Origin of the sequence: Paracoccus sp. J56 (assembly GCF_019633685.1) — a bacterium.
GTDB lineage: Bacteria > Pseudomonadota > Alphaproteobacteria > Rhodobacterales > Rhodobacteraceae > Paracoccus > Paracoccus kondratievae.
In genome coordinates this window covers 66,766-83,691 of record NZ_JAFL01000007.1, presented here as the reverse complement: position 1 = coordinate 83,691, position 16,926 = coordinate 66,766, and the positions used below count along the sequence as shown (strand labels likewise).

General features: G+C 66.0%; 16 protein-coding genes. 5 read left to right on the top strand and 11 right to left on the bottom strand.

Annotation, left to right across the window (positions count from 1 at the left end):
• Positions 1-20: 20 nt before the first annotated feature.
• The 3 genes from pbpC to M511_RS06920 all read right to left on the bottom strand — a co-directional run bounded on the left by pbpC (position 21) and on the right by M511_RS06920 (position 4,948).
• Positions 21-2,072: a penicillin-binding protein 1C gene (gene pbpC, locus M511_RS06930; RefSeq protein ID WP_010393649.1), complete on the bottom strand. Its 2,052-nt coding sequence runs from the start codon at positions 2,070-2,072 to the stop codon at positions 21-23.
• Positions 2,073-2,446: 374 nt separating this feature from the next.
• The gene (locus M511_RS06925) at positions 2,447-3,571 is read right to left on the bottom strand and encodes a YcjF family protein (protein WP_010393651.1); all 1,125 of its coding nucleotides are present in this window, start codon (positions 3,569-3,571) and stop codon (positions 2,447-2,449) included.
• Positions 3,572-3,580: 9 nt separating this feature from the next.
• Positions 3,581-4,948: a YcjX family GTP-binding protein gene (locus M511_RS06920; protein ID WP_010393653.1), complete on the bottom strand. Its 1,368-nt coding sequence runs from the start codon at positions 4,946-4,948 to the stop codon at positions 3,581-3,583.
• 111 nt (positions 4,949-5,059) lie between these two features.
• On the opposite strand from M511_RS06920, the gene hrpB reads away from it, so the two are divergent.
• Positions 5,060-7,477 (top strand): ATP-dependent helicase HrpB, encoded by a 2,418-nt coding sequence (gene hrpB, locus M511_RS06915; RefSeq protein ID WP_085501767.1) that lies wholly within the window; start codon positions 5,060-5,062, stop codon positions 7,475-7,477.
• A 3-nt stretch (positions 7,478-7,480) separates the two neighbouring features.
• Here hrpB and M511_RS06910 read toward each other — a convergent pair whose 3' ends face one another.
• The 8 genes from M511_RS06910 to def (M511_RS06880) form a co-directional block, all read right to left on the bottom strand.
• Positions 7,481-7,870: an HdeD family acid-resistance protein gene (locus tag M511_RS06910; protein WP_240547558.1), complete on the bottom strand. Its 390-nt coding sequence runs from the start codon at positions 7,868-7,870 to the stop codon at positions 7,481-7,483.
• Entirely contained in the window at positions 7,777-8,007 is a 231-nt protein-coding gene (locus M511_RS19575) for a DUF308 domain-containing protein (RefSeq protein ID WP_336245882.1), read from the bottom strand. The genes M511_RS06910 and M511_RS19575 overlap by 94 nt, the downstream gene beginning before the upstream one ends.
• Before the next feature lie 160 nt (positions 8,008-8,167).
• The gene (gene fmt / locus M511_RS06905) at positions 8,168-9,061 is read right to left on the bottom strand and encodes a methionyl-tRNA formyltransferase (RefSeq protein ID WP_085501766.1); all 894 of its coding nucleotides are present in this window, start codon (positions 9,059-9,061) and stop codon (positions 8,168-8,170) included.
• A 26-nt stretch (positions 9,062-9,087) separates the two neighbouring features.
• Entirely contained in the window at positions 9,088-9,963 is an 876-nt protein-coding gene (locus tag M511_RS06900) for a dienelactone hydrolase family protein (protein ID WP_085501765.1), read from the bottom strand.
• Complete coding sequence (locus M511_RS06895; protein ID WP_029371523.1) at positions 9,948-11,585, bottom strand: alpha/beta hydrolase; 1,638 nt, start codon at positions 11,583-11,585, stop codon at positions 9,948-9,950. Before M511_RS06895 ends, M511_RS06900 begins: the two co-directional genes overlap by 16 nt.
• A gap of 62 nt (positions 11,586-11,647) precedes the next feature.
• Positions 11,648-12,148: a peptide deformylase gene (gene def / locus M511_RS06890; protein WP_010393666.1), complete on the bottom strand. Its 501-nt coding sequence runs from the start codon at positions 12,146-12,148 to the stop codon at positions 11,648-11,650.
• A gap of 57 nt (positions 12,149-12,205) precedes the next feature.
• Positions 12,206-12,721, bottom strand: a complete 516-nt coding sequence (locus tag M511_RS06885; RefSeq protein ID WP_254901045.1) for a peptide deformylase — start codon at positions 12,719-12,721, stop codon at positions 12,206-12,208.
• On the bottom strand, positions 12,714-13,235 hold the full coding sequence (gene def, locus M511_RS06880) for a peptide deformylase (protein ID WP_010393670.1): 522 nt from the start codon (positions 13,233-13,235) through the stop codon (positions 12,714-12,716). Before def (M511_RS06880) ends, M511_RS06885 begins: the two co-directional genes overlap by 8 nt.
• A 78-nt stretch (positions 13,236-13,313) precedes the next feature.
• Here def (M511_RS06880) and M511_RS06875 point away from each other — a divergent pair, with 78 nt between their 5' ends.
• The 4 genes from M511_RS06875 to M511_RS06860 are packed head-to-tail and all read left to right on the top strand — an operon-like array spanning position 13,314 to position 16,840.
• Positions 13,314-14,498, top strand: coding sequence for a MalY/PatB family protein (locus tag M511_RS06875; RefSeq protein WP_085501764.1), 1,185 nt, complete (start codon positions 13,314-13,316; stop codon positions 14,496-14,498).
• Positions 14,495-15,139, top strand: a complete 645-nt coding sequence (locus tag M511_RS06870) for a L,D-transpeptidase family protein (RefSeq protein WP_010393674.1) — start codon at positions 14,495-14,497, stop codon at positions 15,137-15,139. The genes M511_RS06875 and M511_RS06870 overlap by 4 nt, the downstream gene beginning before the upstream one ends.
• 56 nt (positions 15,140-15,195) lie before the next feature.
• Entirely contained in the window at positions 15,196-16,572 is a 1,377-nt protein-coding gene (locus tag M511_RS06865) for an MATE family efflux transporter (protein ID WP_085501763.1), read from the top strand.
• 31 nt (positions 16,573-16,603) lie between these two features.
• Positions 16,604-16,840 carry an Lrp/AsnC ligand binding domain-containing protein gene (locus M511_RS06860; RefSeq protein WP_010393678.1) on the top strand — a complete coding sequence of 79 codons (237 nt, stop codon included), beginning with the start codon at positions 16,604-16,606 and terminating at the stop codon, positions 16,838-16,840.
• Positions 16,841-16,926 lie beyond the last annotated feature (86 nt).

Here is a 16,926-nt window from a genome sequence, read left to right as displayed (position 1 = left end):
CACGAATCGCGCAATTTGTGTCAGTGCAGCCGGATTGCCGCACTTGCCGAGGCGCCATCTGCATCCACAACCGTAAGCTGAGCAAAGCCGGGCCCGGGGTTGGGCAGGTTTGCCGTCGGCTGCGCCTGTGCGATGGCAGCGGGCGCCCCGTTCAGCAGAAAGGTCCATGGGCCGCGTCCGCCCCGCGCCTTGGCGATCAGGGGGCCGTCGGTGTCGATCTCGGCCCCGTCTGGCGGATAAGTCAGGCGCAGGGCGTCCGGACCGGCGGGGCGGGCTGCCATTGCGCTGGCTTCACCTGCCGGGGCAAAGCGGCGCAGGGGCAACGGCAGGGCGCTGTTTGGCAGGGTCAGCGTCTGCGGCGGGGGCGGTGGCAGTGCCACCGCCGGCAGGGCGTCGAACAGGTCAAACAGCACCGGCGCGGCCAGATCGCCGCCAAAGGCGCCGGGCACGGGCGTCCCGTCCGGCCGGCCAAGCCAGACCGCACCGACCCGTGCCCCGTCATAGCCCACCGCCAGCGCGTCACGGTGGCCGTAAGATGTTCCGGTCTTATAGGCCAAAGGCCGCAGCCGCGTGCCATGCGGCGCGGGGTTCTGGCTAAGGATATGCCCGACCTGCCATGCCGCGACAGGGCCGAACATTGGTGTGCGGCGTTCCTCGCCCCCGCCCGGCAGTGGCGACAGGGTGATTGCCCGCCCGCCCCGCGCCAGCGCGGCATAACCCTCGGCCAGACCTTCAAGCGTAACCCCCGCACCACCAAGCACGATTGCCAGGCCCGGTGCATCCCCGGTCAGGCGCAGCTCAATCCCGCCGCGGCGCAGCGCCTGGGCGATGCGGTTCGGGCCGACCGCTTCGGCCAGTTTGACCACCGGAATATTCAGCGACCAGATCAGCGCGTTTTTAAGGCTGACTGTGCCACGAAAATGGTGGTCAAAGTTCTGTGGCTGCCAGCGGCCAAAGGCGGTGGGGCGGTCCTCGATCAGCGTTTCCGGATGGGCAAGCCCGTCGTCAAAGGCCAGCCCATAGACAAAGGGCTTCAGCGTCGAGCCGGGGCTGCGCCAGGCTCGCGCCATGTCCACGAAACCCGCCGAGGCGTTGTCGGTCCAGTCGGCGGCGCCGACCTCGGCAAGGATTTCGCCCGTGCGGTGATCGGCCAGAACGATTGCCGCCGAAAGCCTGCGCCCGGCCCCGACCACGGCACGCGAGGCCAGCTCTTCGGCCCGGCGTTGCAGGCGGGCGTCGATGGTGGTTTCGATCCGGGACGCGCCGGGGTTTTCGCGTACCAGTCGCGCAGCCAGCAGCGGCGCAAGCGCCGGAAAGGCGCGGCGCTGGTTCGGCACAGGCTCGGCCATCGCGGCCTTGGCGTCCGAAACCGAAATCAGCCCTGCATCGGCCGCCCGCGCCAGCACCCGGTCCCGCGCCGCCTTGGCTGCGCTGGGAGAACGGTCGGGGCGGCGCGCCTCGGGCGATTGTGGCAGGGCGACCAACAGGGCTGCCTGAGCAGGGGTCAGGCGGCGGGGCTCCTTGCCAAACCATTGCAAGCTGGCAGCACGGATGCCCTCGACATTCGCCCCATAGGGAGCAAGCCGCAGATAAAGTTCAAGGATCTGGTGTTTTTCAAGCCGCCGTTCCAGCGCCAGCGCAAGGCGCATCTGCCGGGCCTTACCTGCCCATTGGCCGGTCGGCCCTTCTTCAAGCAATCGCGCGACCTGCATGGTCAGGGTCGAGCCGCCCGAGACCACGCGCCCATAACGCAGCGCCTGCCAGCCCGCGCGGATGATTGCGCGTGGGTCGATACCGGCGTGATCGGGAAACCGGCGGTCCTCCCATAGCAAAAGCATGTCGATCAGCAGCGGATCGACCGGCCCGGCGTCCAGCCGCCAGCGCCCGTCCGCGACCTGAAAGGCGCGCAAAAGCGTGCCGTCCCGTGCCACCACCTCGGCCCCGACCTGCACATCAAGCCGGGGGATCCTGGTCGCTGCGACCCAGTCGTCAAACCGGTCCCGCGCGCCGGCTCCAAGGCCAAGCAGCAAGACAGTCGCAAACAGTACAAGGGCAACGCGGCGCGGACTCATGCCTGATCCATACGCCAGTTGGCAGGAAGAGAGAAACGGCTGTTTGTACGATGGGGATGTCTCTGATATGCTGGTTCAGGCCAGTATCCTGGAGCGGTTAGCCTGGGCCCACTTTACCTGCACCCAAGGGCGCTGGGGGCTTATCCCCGCGCGTGCGGGGAACATGCCCTTACAATCTGCTTGATTTGCTGCCGGAATGGCCCATCGCCGCGCCCTCGGGGAACATAAGGGCGCCAACATGCCCGACAATATGTCGTCTGGTTCATCCCTGCACGGCACACGCGGGGCACACCCTATCCTGACGGTGATGCCGCCTGATCGTCCGGAGCCTCTCGGTCGATTCGGCGAACGTAAGATCATCGTGCCGGGGGCGGCTACTTCTCGGTGTCCTCGCCGAAAAGCCCCTTCAGGCCGCGTGCGATCAGATTGCCGACCCGGGGGCGGGGCTGGTGGATGAAGGGCAGCGGACGGCAGACCTCCATCGCTGCGATGCCGACCCGGGCGGTCAGAGCCCCGTTGACCACCCCTTCGCCAAAGCGTTTCGAGACCTTGGCGAGCAGTCCCCCTCCGGCGACGGTGTGGATCAGGTCGTCGCCGGCCGCGACCGCCCCGGTGGCGATCAGATGGGTCATCACGGTGCGCGCCAGCCGCCAGCCGCCCACTGCGCCCGCCCGACCGCCATAGATTTCGGCCATGCGGCGGATCATGCGCAGGTTTGCGGCCAGCGCGGCAATGATATCTGCCAGCGCCAGCGGGATCAGCGCCGTGGCGGCGGCGACGGTGCGGGCGGCTGCCTCGATCTCGCGCCGGGCCTCGATGTCGAGGGGCGCGAGCAATTCGGTCTCGGCCAGCGCGATCAGGGTTTCGGCATCATAGGTATCGCCCTTGCGTTCGCGCAGGCGCGTCAGGCCCCATTCAAGCTCGGGCCGGGCGCGATACAGGCTTTCCATCCGGTCCACCACATGCCGCGCCGACCTCAAGTCGTTTGCAGCCAGTGCCGCCCCGGCCTCGCGGTTAATGCCGTCGATGGCGGCAAAGCGCGACCAGGCACGGAATTCGCGAAACGCCATCGCCAGCGCGGCAAGGCAGAACAGGACCATCAGGCCGATGCCGATCCAGCCCAGCAGCGGGTAGCTGTTCAAGAGGTCGGTCAGATAGCGCAGCGCGGCGACCGACAGCAGAAAGGTGAACAGCGCGACCCCGGTATTGATAAAGAACCGTGTCAGCCGTGACGGGCCACGCCCGACCAGCCGCGCCACAAGCTGCATGGTGCGCGGCTGTGGCAGGGGGGCCAGGCCGTCGTCAATCATCGGCGCATCCGCGGGCGAGGGTGCGGCGTCGCCTTCGCGCAGCTCGGTCCGGGGTGGCTTGCGGTCGCGCTGATCGGGGCGGGGATCGAACTGGGCGCCGGGTTGTGGCGGTTCAGTCCGGGACAGCTCGGGCTGGACATCGTCCAACTCCAGCAGAACCGGTCCGCGCCGTTTCGGAGGTTCAGCCATTGCGCTCTCCTATAGCCTGTCGCCGATCAGGAATTCGGCCGCGCGGTCCAGACGAATATGCGGAGGTCCATCGCCCGGCCGCATCGTGTTCGGTGCCGGGGCAAAGTTCATGATCGCGTAATCTCCGTCCAGCCAGCGCGTCGCGCCCTGACTGGCGGGAACCAGCAGTTCCGATGGGTTGGCCGGCAACTCTCCGGGGTAGAATGCCGCCTGCCGCCCATCCATCAATGTGCCGCGCACGGCGGGCAGGTCCTCGCCGTCCTGCCGGATCATCTCTTCGGTGGTGGTGCGCAGCGAGGCGATGGACATGGCCTCGGTCCGCGCACCCGAGAAATCGGCGCGGTCGCGGGCCTCGCGCAGCATGGCGGTGGTGATGCCGGTCAGGCGCGGGTGCTGGATATGGTGCAGATGGTCGGCCTTGGTCGCGGCAAAGAGGATGCGTCCCACGCGCCGCGCACCCAATAGCTGGGCAAGCCAGCCCGCGCGTCCGGGTCGGAATGCGCCAAGGATATCGGCCATGGCGCGGCGCATATCCTCGACCGCCTGCGGCCCTGCATGGATCGCGCCCAGCACATCCATCAGCACGACCTGCCGGTCGATGCGGGCGAAATGGTCGCGAAAGAAGGGCCGGACCACCTGTGCCTTATAGGCCCCAAAACGGCGGGCGAATTCGCGGCCCAGAGGCGTTGACCGCATCTCATGCGGCAGAGGGGTAAAGGTCAGCGCCGGAGAGCCGTCAAGCTCCCCCGGCATCAGGAAACGGCCGGGGGTGCAGTCCGACCAGCCCGCTTCGCGCGCCAGATGCAGGTGACGGGTATAGGCAGAGGCCAGCGCCTGCGCTGCCGTTTCGTCAAAGCGGGCGGTGTCGGTGCCGGCAAGTGCGGCGCGGAACTCCAGCACGCCGGGGCGCCGCTCCATCCTGTCCAGGACCTCTTGCGACCATTGATCAAAATCCTTGTCCATCAGCCGCAGGTCCAGCAGCCACTCGCCCGGGTAATCGACGATATCAAGATGCAGGACCTGCTGGCCGCGCCAGCCTGCGATCAGCCCGCGCGGCTGGACCCGCAACGACAGGCGCAACTGGCTGACGTGGCGTGTGCCCTCGGGCCAATGCGGATCGGGGCCGGTCATTGCCGCGAGATGCCGCTCATAATCAAAGCGCGGCACGGTATCGTCGGGCTGCGGCTGCAACCATGCTGCCTTGAGCGAGCCATCCGCCGCTGCGCGCAGCGCCGCCATCCGCCCCCGGTCGAGCAGGTTCGCAACCAACGAAGTGATGAACACGGTTTTGCCTGCCCGCGACAGGCCCGTCACCCCAAGGCGCAGCACCGGGTCGGAAATGCCCAGGCCCTGCATCAGATCGTCGGCTATCCCCATTCGGTCCCTCGCATTGGCCCCAGCATCGGCGGGATCAAAGATAGGCAGGCCGGGGCCGGATGTGTAGAGGTCCCTCTTTTCGCTCCGGCGGTGCTTTGCCATAACGCGGGGATGGATCTGCCCATCGACGCCGTATTGCCCGAGTTGACTGCCGCGCTGACCGCCCATGGCCGCGCGGTTCTGATGGCACCGCCGGGTGCGGGCAAGACGACGCGCGTGCCTTTGGCGCTGTTGCCGGTCGTCGCGGGCCGGATCGTCATGCTCGAGCCGCGCCGCCTTGCCGCCCGTGCCGCGGCCGAGCGTATGGCCGAAACGCTGGGCGAGCCTTTGGGTCGCACAGTCGGCTATCGCATCCGCGGCGAGGCGGTGCCGGGCGCGCGTATCGAGGTGGTGACCGAGGGCATCCTGACCCGGATGATCCAGTCCGACCCCGGGCTTTCCGGCATCGGTTGCGTGATCTTTGACGAATTTCACGAACGCAGCCTGAACGCCGATCTTGGCCTTGCCCTGACGTGGGAGGCGCGCCAGGCCCTGCGTCCAGACCTTGCGTTGCTGGTCATGTCAGCGACGCTTGATGCCGAGCCGGTGGCGGCGCTGCTTGAGGATGCGCCTGTCATCCGCTCTGAAGGCCGCGCCTTTCCGGTCGAAATCCGCTGGCTGGGCCGTCCCCTGCCCGCAGGGGCCCGGCTGGTGCCCGAGGCGGCGCGGCTGATCGCCGAGGCCGAGTCGACGACCCGTGACACTGGCGGCACCATCCTGGCCTTTCTGCCGGGCGAGGGAGAGATTCGCCGCGTCGGGGCAATGCTTGATACCGATGCCGAAGTGCTGCCTCTTTTCGGCAACATGGACTTCAGGGCCCAGCGCGCTGTTTTGCATCCGACGGGTGGCGGGCGGCGGCGGATCGTGCTGGCAACCTCGATCGCCGAGACCTCGCTGACCATTCCAGATGTGCGGGTGGTCGTGGATGCGGGCCGGGCGCGGCGCGCGCGCTTTGATCCCGGTTCGGGCATGTCGCGGCTGGTGACCGAGCGGGTCAGCCGGGCCGAGGCCGAACAGCGCCGGGGCCGTGCCGGACGAGTCGCGCCCGGCATCTGCTACCGGCTATGGGCGCGGGCCGAAGAAGGGGCCCTGCCAGCCTTTGCCCCACCCGAAATTGCGGTGGCCGATCTGACCGGATTGGTGCTGGAACTGGCGATCTGGGGTTCGGATGGGCGAGACCTTGCCTTTCTGACCCCGCCGCCCGAGGCAGCTTTGGCCGAGGCGCGGGCGCTGCTGCGCGATCTTGGCGCGTTGGATTCATCTGATCGTATTACCGATCATGGGCGGCGGCTGGCACCTTTGCCGCTGCATCCGCGGTTGGCGCATATGCTGGTCACTGCGGGGCGCGAGGCAGCCGATCTGGCTGCGCTGATGGCCGAGCGTGACCCGCTGACAGGCGCGCCTGCTGATCTGACCCTGCGGCTTGCCGCAATCCGTGACCAGCGCGCCTATCAGGACCGTCACCCCTGGCCTGTAAACCCCGGTCCGTTGCACCGCATTCGTGATGAGGCCAAGCGCCTGCGTCGCATGGCGGGGGATGGAGCTGCGGCGGGGCTGTCGCCCGGCGCGATGGCGGCGCTAGCCTATCCCGACCGCATCGGATTGCGCCGCAAGGGCGATCAGCTGCGTTATGTCCTGTCAGGCGGCAAGGGTGCGGTTCTGCCCGAGGGCGATGCTTTGGCCGGCGATCGCCTGATCGTCGCCACCGATCTGGACGGAGACACCCGTGAGGCGCGGATCCGCATGGCCGCCCCCATCAGCGAGGAAGAGCTTCGCGCCCTGTTTCCCGATCGTATCGAAAGCGTCGAACTGGTCGAATGGTCGCGCCGCGACAACCGCGTCATCGCTCGTCGGCAGGAACGGCTGGGTGCGTTGGTGCTGGCTGATCGTGCGATGGACGACGCCGACCCTGCGGCCCTTGCGCGCGCCGCCTTTGAGGGGCTGCGCGCCAATGGCCTGAGCTGGACCCCCGCGGCGGCGAGGCTGCGGGCGCGGATCGCTCTGATCCCTGAGCTGGGTGCGGTGGATGATGCAAGCCTGCTTGCTGAACCTGACTGGCTGCTGCCCTGGCTCGGCAGGGTGCGGACACTTTCAGATCTGCGCGGACTCGATCTGACCGAGGCGCTTAAGGCCCGTATCGGCTGGGATGGGCAGCGTCGGCTGGACAAAGAGGCTCCGGCATATTTCCTGACACCTTTAGGCCGCAAACTGCCCATTGATTATGATCACGAGACCCCTTCGATCGAGCTGAGGCTGCAAGAGCTTTTCGGTGTCGCGCGGCATCCGCGCGCAGGTGGCAGGCCCCTACGCATCACCATGCTGTCACCCGGGGGCAAGCCCGTCGCGGTGACGACGGACCTGCCGGGTTTCTGGGCGGGCGGCTATGCTGATGTCCGCAAGGATATGCGTGGTCGCTATCCACGCCACCCCTGGCCAGAGAACCCGCTGGAGGCCGACCCGACCACCCGCGCCAAACCGCGCGGGACCTGATGGTCAGGCGCTTCTTAGCCGCCGCAGCCGGAAGGCCAGCGCGATCATCACCACGCCGATCAGCAGCGCAAAGGTTCCGATCAGCCATGCGATGCTGAGCAGGCCCGCCGCCGGCAGCAGCGCCATCAGCACACCCCAGGTGATAAGCAGCAGCCCGCTGAGTCCCAGCGCCCATTCACCCTCGATCTCGTGCCGCAGGCGGATGGCGGCGACGATGCGGAAGACACCGGCGACCACACCCCAGGCGGCCATCCAGATGATGAAGGCCAGCGCCGTCGCCTCGGGCCAGAACAGGGCCATCAGGCCGATGACAATGGACAGCAACCCGTCCAGCGCCCAGGCCCACCAGCCATCGTCCGAAGACTTGCGACGGAAGGCAATGACGATCGCCATGACCCCGTCAAAATTGCATAGGCACCAAAGACCAGCAGCAGCATATAGACCGTCAGGCCCGGCCAGACCAACGCCATCAGGCCGAAAAGGATGGCCGCGATGCCGCGCAAAAGCGGCACCCACCAATGGTCGGCCATCACACGGATCAGATTTTCCATGATCGTCATCCCCCTTTCCAGGATTACCGGACCAAATCATATTGTTCCGGTGTGACAGGGAAATATTAACATGGTGTTAAGCGGAACGGCCTGCAAGCGCGAGTTCATCCATAGGTTGTAACGAAATCGCTACAGCGCCTCAGCCAAGCCGTGGGGGCAGGGTCAGGCCGCGCAGGATTTCGATTGCGGGCATGGGGCGTTTGCCTTCGCGCTGGGCCTCAAGCACCTCGACCGCGCCTTCGCCGCAGGCGATGGTAAAGCCCGACAGAACTTGCCCCGGCGCACCTGAACCGGGGGCAAGGCGCGAGCGCAAAAGCTTCACCCTTTCGTCCCCGATCAGACACCACGCGCCGGGAAAGGGCGACAGGCCGCGGATCTGGCGGTCGATCTGGGCGGCAGGCTGGCTCCAGTCTATCCGCGCCTCGCCCTTGTCGATCTTTTGGGCGTAGGTCACGCCTTCGGCCGGTTGTGGGCGGGCAGGTTGCGGCAGACGCTCCAGCTGTTCGACGATCAGCGCGGCGCCCATCTCGGCCAGCCGGTTGTGCAGATCGGCGGTGGTGTCCTCGGGACCGATGGGGGTGCGGGCCTCGGCCAGTACCGGGCCAGTGTCCAGCCCCGCCTCCATCTGCATGATGGCGACGCCGGTTTCGGCGTCCCCGGCCATGATGGCGCGGTGGATGGGCGCCGCGCCACGCCAGCGCGGCAGCAGTGAGGCGTGGATATTCAGGCAGCCAAAGCGCGGCGCGGCCAGCACCGCAGGTGGCAGGATCAAGCCATAGGCGGCGACGACCGCCACATCGGCACCAAGATCGGCGAATTCCGCCTGATCTTGCACGGATTTCAGCCGCTCGGGCGTACGGACGGGCAGGCCCAGTTCCGCGGCAGCGCGCTGCACCGGCGAGGGGCGCGGCTTTTGCCCGCGTCCCGCCGCGCGGGGCGGTTGGGAGTAGACCGCGACGACCTCATGCTGCGTGGCGATGGCCCGCAGCGCCGGGACCGAGAAGTCGGGTGTGCCCATGAAGATGACGCGCATTGCTGCCCTCCGTTACTGTGGCGACCTCATATCCCGGCTTCGGCGGCGGCAAAACCCATGAAGGCGCGGATATGGCGGGTCGCCTGTGCCCGGGCTGGTGCATTGAACTCCAGCGGTGAGAGTATGGAACGCTCACTTTGGTCAAAGCCGTGGTTGATGCCGGGATAGGTGATGACGTCGAGATGCGTACCTGTGGCGGCAAGATCCGCCGCCATCTGTTGGCAATCGGCGGAATCGGTGATCGAATCCTCGGCCGCCAGCAGCATCAGCATTCGCACCCGACCCGGCCACGGCCCCTTGGCCGCACCACTTAGCAGGCCGCAATAGGGGTAAAGCACCACCGCTGGCCCAAGCTGGGCGGTCAGGCTGTCGGGCGGCACGGGCCATTCCGAAAGGCCGGGAGGGGGCGTGTCAGAGGACAGCTCGCGCATCAGCTCCATCACCGTCCAGCCCCCATGCGACGCCCCGAGCAGCGCCACATCCGAGGCATTGATCCCCGGCATGTCGCGCAGCGCCGCGAGTGCCACGGCCAGATCGGCGGCCCGCTCGGCCCCTGGCAGGACCTGCCCCGCGCAAAGCGCCCGCCACGCCTGTGCCCTGTCCAGCGATCTTGGCGCGTGGCTGTCAAGGATCAGCGCCGCCCGGCCCATGGCAACGTATTGTTGCGCCCAATAATCCATATTGTCATGCACCCCGTCGCAGCCCGACAGCAGGATTGCGGCGGGATGCGGGCCTGGCCCTTCGGGGCGCAAAATGCGCCAGTAGGGTTCAAGCCGCGCCAGCCGTTCGGCGGGGGGTTCGGTCGCGGGCTGCCAGCCGGCATAGTTGCGCGCCGTGTTCAGCACGAGCACAAGCAGCACCAGCCCGGGCAGCACCAGCGCCAGGATCAGCCCTTTGCGCATCCCAGCCTTCCGTTCTGACCGCAGATGGCCTTGAGCCGCTGTGTGTCGGCGGCGCTCCAGCCCTCGGGGGCGGTCACGGATACCCAGCCATCAATATAGTCATGCGCGTGATAGGTATGGCCAAATCCGGGCGGGGCCGAGGTCGAAACCAGCAAGTCCACCGCCAGCTGCAACTGTGTCACCACCGGGGTAAAGCGCAACCGGGGCGAAACATCGGGGGCCAGCGGCTCGCGCATCCATTGCGGTTCGCGCCACAGCGAGACGGGATCATAGAAGACGATCGGATCGCTGGCATATTGCAGGAACAGGATGCGCAGCCGGCCCCATGGGCGACCCGAGCGGTCGGGCGATGCGAACTGGCTTGCATAGCGGATCACCTCGCCGTCATCGACATCGGGCAGGACAAGGCGGCTGCCGGGTTCGCGTGCGTCATTGGCCTGACGCCACAGGGTCGACGGAAAGGGCGGCCCGGCCCAGAACGCGCCCGAGACCGGTTCGTTCATCATCTGGAACGGGTTGAAGGCATACATCGACGACCAGGCCCCAAGCGAGATGCCGTGCAGATAAAGGCGTGGTCTTTGGTCCTGCGGCAGCTGGCGCCAGTGGTCATAAATGACGCGCATCAGCGCCGTGGTCTGGTCAAGGCCGGATTCGGTCTCAAAGATCAGGGCCAGAGGGCTTTGCAGATAGGAATATTGCACCCCTACCGTCGCCACGTCTCCGCCATGCATATATTCCAGCGCATCGTAACTTGCCGGGTCCATCCAGCCGGTGCCGGTCGGGCTGGCCAGCACCAGCACCTTGCGGTCAAAGGCGCCGACGCGCAGCATTTCGTCCAGTGCCACCTTGGCGCGGACCTCGGGGTCCTTGTCCTGCGCAAGGCCGACATAGATGCGCAAAGGCTCTTTGGCCGGACGGCCGGTAAAGGCCGAGATATCGCTGGCGCGCGGCCCGCTTAGCACAAAGTCGCGGCCAGGCTTGCCCATCAGCCCCCAATCGACCCCCGAGGCGGCCGAGCCTGACTGCCATGGCTCGGATGGTGGGCCAAGGTTGGGATCGGTCAGGTGCTGGGCGGCGGCGTAAGAGCGGTCGGCAATGCGCATCGCCCAGTTCACCACCCCGTCGCGGGTCAGGGTGACGACGATCATCGCGGCGAGCAAAAGCCCCAGCACGTTGGCGCTGCGCGAGGGGATATGGCGCGCAAGCCGCAGGCGCAGAAGGTCAAACAGCGCTTGCAGCCCCCGACCGAACAGAAACAGAGCCAGAAACACCACCAGTGCCAGTCCCAGCATCTTGGCGGTGTTATTGGCCTCAAGATCCGGCATGCCCATGCGGACACGGATGCTGTTTTGCCACTCGACAGACAGGATGAGGGCGCGTGCGAGCAGGATCAGCACCGGCACCGCCAGGACCGCATGGGCGATACGGGCGGCGCGGTCTTTCAGTCCCGGCAGCTCAAGCGTGCGCCAGATCGCCAGCAGGAACTGGGTCAGCACATAGCCCGCCGCCATGGACATGCCTGCCAGCACCCCCTGCATCATCCAGTCGCGTGGAATGAGCGAAGGGGTCAGTGACGCTGAAAATAACAGCAATCCGGCCAGAAGAGGGAGGAGGGAGAACATGTGCTGGGTCCAGGCGCTGGTTGCGACCCAAGCCTAACCCCCCGCATTGCGAAAGAAAACCGTCAGCGGCGGGTCAGCTTGGCCGATTTGGCCACCATCATCTTGCGACGCAGGGGGCTGAGGTGATCGACGTAAAGCCGGCCGTTCAGGTGGTCGATCTGATGCTGTACCGAGGTCGCCCACAGGCCGACGAAATCCCGGTCCTCGATTTCACCGTCGGCGTTCAGAAAGCGCACGGTGACAGCGCGGGGCCGCTCGATCCGGGCCGAGACGCCGGGCAGGTTGGGGCTTGCCTCTTCATGGGGGCGCAGTTGCACGCTGGCATGCAGCACCTCGGGATTGGCCATGCGCACCGCCTGACCACGCTTTTCCGATGCGTCGACCACCGCCAGCCGCATCATGATCCCGATCTGGGGTGCGGCAAGGCCGACGCCCGGCATTGCCTCCATCGTGTCGATCATGTCGTCCCAGATCATCCGCACGGTTTCGGTGATCTCGGCGACCGGCTCGGCCGGAGTGTGCAACCGGCGGTCGGCATAGGGCAGGAAAGGGCGGATGGTCATCGAAAGGGCCTTGTCAGCAGAGAAAGCCCGGCTAGCACGGCGGCAGACGAAGGTAAATCATTCCCCTGTGTCCTGCGGTCCCGTGCCAAAATCAAGGATCAGGCGACCGTCGAGATGGTCTGCCTCATGCTGGGCGATACGTGCCTCGATCCCTGTCAGGGTCAGGCTTTGCGGCTGGCCTGCAAGATCAAGGCAGCGCAGCCGCACCGTGACTGGTCGAGTTACCGCCACCGGATGATCGAGGATTGAAAGGCAGGCTTCCTCCATCGTGCCCACCTCGCTGCCGAGGGGCTCGATCTCGGGGTCGATCACAATGCGCGGACTGGGTGCACCCTCTTTCCAGCCGTGATCCATGACAAAGATGCGCCAGGGCTTGCCGATCTGCGGTGCGGCAAGGCCACGCCCACCCGCGTCATACATGGTTGCCAGCAGATCGGCGGCAAGTTCATTGATCCGGTCGCGGGACAGCGCCGCTGCCGGATCGCAGCGGTGACGCAATGCGGGATGGGGATGGATCAGGACGGGCCGGACGCGGCCCTGTCTTGCAGGCGCAGGGGGTGCGGGCTTAGCCACGACCCCGCTCACGCTTGAGCTTGACCATCTTGCGGGTGATCATCTGGCGCTTGATCGGGCCGAGATAGTCGATGAACAGCTTGCCATCGAGGTGGTCGATCTCGTGCTGGGCGCAGGTGGCCCACAGCCCTTCAAAATCGCGCTCATGGGTTTTGCCGTCGAGGCCCAGCCAGCGGACCTTGACCTGGGCGGGCCGGGTCACATCGGCATATTGGTCGGGGATCGAGAGGCAGCCTTCCTCATAGGTGTTCAGCTCGTCGGAACGCCAGGTGATCTCGGGGTTGACCATGACCACGGGGTTGCGCGGGGCCTCGGGGTCCTTTTCGCAGTCCATGACGTAAAGCCGTGACAGGACGCCAACCTGCGGCGCGGCCAGGCCAACGCCCGGCGCGTCATACATCGTGGCCAGCATGTCGGCGGCCAGCGTTTCGATCTCGGGGGTGATGCGGGCCACAGGCTCGCAGATCTTTTTCAGCCGCGGATCGGGGTGGAGGATGATGCTGCGCAATGTCATGCCCGTGATCTAGGGCAAGCCTTGGCCTTGCGCAACAAGCCGCTATGGTGTCAGCGAATGGAAACCGAGGTATGACCCATGACGCTGCCTGACTTTGACGAGTTGATCGACCGCACCGGAACCACCTGCTCCAAATGGGATGACATGCAGGCGACCTATGGCGTCTCGCCTCGTGACGGGATCGCGATGTGGGTGGCGGATATGGATTTTCGCCCGCCCGCTTCGGTGCAGCAGGCGGTCGAGCGTCTGGCCGCGCATGGCGTCTATGGCTATCCCGGCGCGAACCCGGCTTATATCGAATCGATCCGCTGGTGGATGGCAAACCGCCACGGCTGGCAGGTTGAGCCTGAATGGATCCTGTCTGCGCATGGGCTGGTGAACGGAACCTCGATCTGTGTCGATACCTTCACCCAGCCGGGCGACCGCGTCATCCTGATGACCCCGGTCTATCACGCCTTTGCCCGGGTCGTCCGCGCCTCTGGCCGCGAGGTGGCCGAGTTTCCGCTGGTCATTGAGGACGGTCAGTACCGTCTGGACTGGGAGGGCTGGCAAAGCCTGCTGACCGGACGCGAACGGATGCTGATCCTTTGTTCGCCCCATAACCCCGGTGGCCGGGTCTGGAGCACCGAGGAACTGCGCCAGATCGCCGATTTCTGTGCAGCCCATGACCTGATTCTGGTCTCGGACGAGATCCATCACGATCTGGTCATGCCGGGCAGCCCGCGGCATACGGTTTTGGCCAATGCTGCGCCCGAGGCTGCGGCGCGGCTGATCACGCTGACCGCCGCGACCAAGACCTTTAACATTGCGGGCGCACATATCGGCAATCTGATCGTGGCCGATGAGGGGCTGCGCAAGCGGCTGCAGGACCGGATGATGGCCGGGGGCATCTCGCCCGGGCTTTTCGGGCCGGCCATGGTCGCCGCCGCCTATTCGCCCGAAGGGGCCGCCTGGGTCGATGCGCTGGCCGATTACCTTGACGGCAACCGCCGCATCTTTGACGACGGGGTGGGCGCGATCCCCGGCCTTGGCTCAATGCCCTTGCAGGCGACCTATCTGGCGTGGGTCGATTTCTCGGGCACCGGGATGGAGCGGGCCGAGTTTACCCGCCGGGTCGAGCAAGGTGCCCGAATCGCCGCCAACCACGGCGGCACCTTTGGCACCGGAGGCGAAAACTTCCTGCGGTTTAATATCGCCACCCAGCGCGCCCGTGTCATCGAGGCGGTGGGACGGCTGCAAGAGGCATTCCGCGACCTGCAATGAAGCGGCTTGGCGCGATCTTTTCGGTGCTTTGCCTTGCGGCGTTGCTGTGGGGGCTGTGGCTGATCTGGGCCCCTCAGCCCGCCACCTTGCCGCCGCCGGGCAGTACGCAGCCGCCAGCTTCGGGCTGGCACTGGCCGCGGCTGCCCGAATTCCGGCTGCCCCATATCGCGCTGCCGCCGATCTTTCAGCGCCCGCCAGCGCGGCCCGAGGCGCCCATTGCCTCGTCCGTACAGCGCATTCTGGTCGAAAAAGCTGCCCGCCGGATGACCGTCTATCAGGAAAGCGGACCGCCCAGGACCTTTCGCATCGCGCTTGGCTTTGCGCCAGATGGTGACAAAAGCCGTGAAGGCGACGGCCGCACCCCCGAAGGCATTTTTCGCATCGACCGGCTGAACCGCAACAGCGCCTATCACCTGTCGCTTGGCATCGACTATCCCCAGCCTCATCACCGCGAGGCGGCCCGGCGCATGGGTGTCAGCCCGGGCGGAGACATCATGATTCACGGCCAGCCGAACCAGATCCCCGACGGCTATCGCGTCAAGGGTGACTGGACTGCCGGCTGCATCGCCGTCACCAATGACGAGATCGAAGAGATCTTTGCCCATGCCCGTGTCGGCACCGAGGTCGAGATCCTGCCCTGAGGTTCGCCCTTGCGTGCCATCTTGCCGCAGCCTCTGCCCAAGGATAAGGCAGACACATGAATTTTGTCCGCTATATCCCCCATCTGCGCGCAACACTGGCGCTGGGTCTGCCGCTTGTCGGCAGCCACCTTGCGCGCATGGCCATTCATGTCGCCGATACGGTGATGATGGGGTGGTATGGCGTGACCGAGCTGGCCGCTTTGGTCATTGCGGTGTCGTTCTTTAACATCCTGTTCTTTCTGGGTATGGGGTTCGGCATCGGGGTCATGGGCCTGATCGCCACCGCCATTGCGCGGGGGGATGAGGTCGAGGTCCGCCGTTCGGCCCGCATGGCGCTGTGGCTGTCGGTGATCTATGCCGTGCTGGTGTTGCCGGCGATGTGGTATTCTGGCCCGATCCTGCTGGCTGTCGGGCAAAAACCCGATGTCGCCCAGCTGGCCCAGGACTATCTGCGCATCGAGGGTGTCGGCCTGATCGCCGTTCTGTGCCAGCTGACGCTGAACAGCTATCTGGCGGCGATGGAGCGTACGCAGGTCGTGCTGTGGATCACGCTTGCCGGGTTGCCGGTGGTGATTTTCCTGAACTGGGTGCTGATCTTTGGCAATATGGGCATGCCGGAAATGGGCGTGCGTGGGGCGGCGATTGCGGCGGTCGTTGTGCAATATGTGGGGCTGCTCGCGATCGCGGCCTATGCCGCATGGCTGCCGGTGGCACGCAAATACCGGCTGTTCCAGCGCTTTTGGCGCCCGGACCGGACCGAGATGCGCGCGGTCTTTTTGCTGGGTCTGCCCATCGGTCTGACCATGGTGGCCGAGGGTGGGCTATTTGTCGGCTCGAACGTGATGATGGGCTGGATCGGCACGCGAGAGCTTGCGGCGCATGGAATTGCGCTGCAGCTGGCCTCGCTGACCTTTATGCTGCATCTGGGCATGTCGAACGCAGCCACCGTGCGCGTCGGGCAGGCCAAAGGCCGCGGCGATGCGCTGGGGATGCGTGATGCGGGAATTACGGTGACCGTGGTTTCGGCCGTGATCGCGGTACTTGCCGTTGCAGCATTCGAGCTGTTTCCGCGCCAATTGGTCGGGCTGTATCTCGACGCGACCCATGCTGAAACCCCGGCTATCATCGAGATTGCGGCGGCGCTGCTGTTTTACGCAGGTCTGTTCCAGCTGACCGATGCCATGCAGGTGATCGGGCTGGGGCTTTTGCGCGGGGTGCAGGACACCCGGGTTCCCATGGTCATTGCAGCAGTCAGCTATTGGCTGGTCGGCATCCCGGTTGCCTATGGCCTGGCCTTCATTGCGGGGATCGGTCCGGCCGGATTGTGGCTGGGGCTGGTGGCGGGGCTGACCTGTGCTGCGGTCCTGCTGATGCGCCGCTTCTGGCGCGGACTTGCGCGGGGGGACTGGACCCGCGCCGCGCCGACGGTCTAGTCTGTCGCCGTCTGAGATCAAGAGGATCGCCATGCGCCCGGTTTTTGTCCAGTTCCGCTGCTCGCCCGGCAAGACCTATGAGGTCGCTGATGCGATCTATGACCGCGAGGTCGTGAGCGAGCTTTACTCGACCTCGGGTGATTATGATCTGCTGGCCAAGATCTATGTGCCCGAGGATCAGGATGTCGGGCGTTTTCTGTCGGAAAACCTGTTCGACATTCCCGGCATTGTCCGGACGCTGACGACGATCACCTTCAAGGCGTTCTAGGTCCGGCTTTCCGGGGGCTTTGTCCCATGGATATTTAGACACGAAAGAAGCGGAGGCGAGGGGCACCCTTGCGCGCGGATCGCGAT

Coding starts and splice junctions, on each gene's coding strand:
- M511_RS06875 (WP_085501764.1), top strand. CDS start 13,314: ATGACGCTGCCTGACTTTGACGAGTTGATCGACCGCACCGGAACCACC.
- M511_RS06920 (WP_010393653.1), bottom strand. CDS start 4,948: ATGGGGATAGCCGACGATCTGATGCAGGGCCTGGGCATTTCCGACCCG.
- def (WP_010393670.1), bottom strand. CDS start 13,235: ATGACATTGCGCAGCATCATCCTCCACCCCGATCCGCGGCTGAAAAAG.
- M511_RS06895 (WP_029371523.1), bottom strand. CDS start 11,585: ATGTTCTCCCTCCTCCCTCTTCTGGCCGGATTGCTGTTATTTTCAGCG.
- M511_RS06870 (WP_010393674.1), top strand. CDS start 14,495: ATGAAGCGGCTTGGCGCGATCTTTTCGGTGCTTTGCCTTGCGGCGTTG.
- pbpC (WP_010393649.1), bottom strand. CDS start 2,072: ATGAGTCCGCGCCGCGTTGCCCTTGTACTGTTTGCGACTGTCTTGCTG.
- M511_RS06900 (WP_085501765.1), bottom strand. CDS start 9,963: ATGCGCAAAGGGCTGATCCTGGCGCTGGTGCTGCCCGGGCTGGTGCTG.
- M511_RS06910 (WP_240547558.1), bottom strand. CDS start 7,870: ATGGCGATCGTCATTGCCTTCCGTCGCAAGTCTTCGGACGATGGCTGG.
- def (WP_010393666.1), bottom strand. CDS start 12,148: ATGACCATCCGCCCTTTCCTGCCCTATGCCGACCGCCGGTTGCACACT.
- fmt (WP_085501766.1), bottom strand. CDS start 9,061: ATGCGCGTCATCTTCATGGGCACACCCGACTTCTCGGTCCCGGCGCTG.
- M511_RS06860 (WP_010393678.1), top strand. CDS start 16,604: ATGCGCCCGGTTTTTGTCCAGTTCCGCTGCTCGCCCGGCAAGACCTAT.
- M511_RS19575 (WP_336245882.1), bottom strand. CDS start 8,007: ATGGCCGACCATTGGTGGGTGCCGCTTTTGCGCGGCATCGCGGCCATC.
- hrpB (WP_085501767.1), top strand. CDS start 5,060: ATGGATCTGCCCATCGACGCCGTATTGCCCGAGTTGACTGCCGCGCTG.
- M511_RS06925 (WP_010393651.1), bottom strand. CDS start 3,571: ATGGCTGAACCTCCGAAACGGCGCGGACCGGTTCTGCTGGAGTTGGAC.
- M511_RS06865 (WP_085501763.1), top strand. CDS start 15,196: ATGAATTTTGTCCGCTATATCCCCCATCTGCGCGCAACACTGGCGCTG.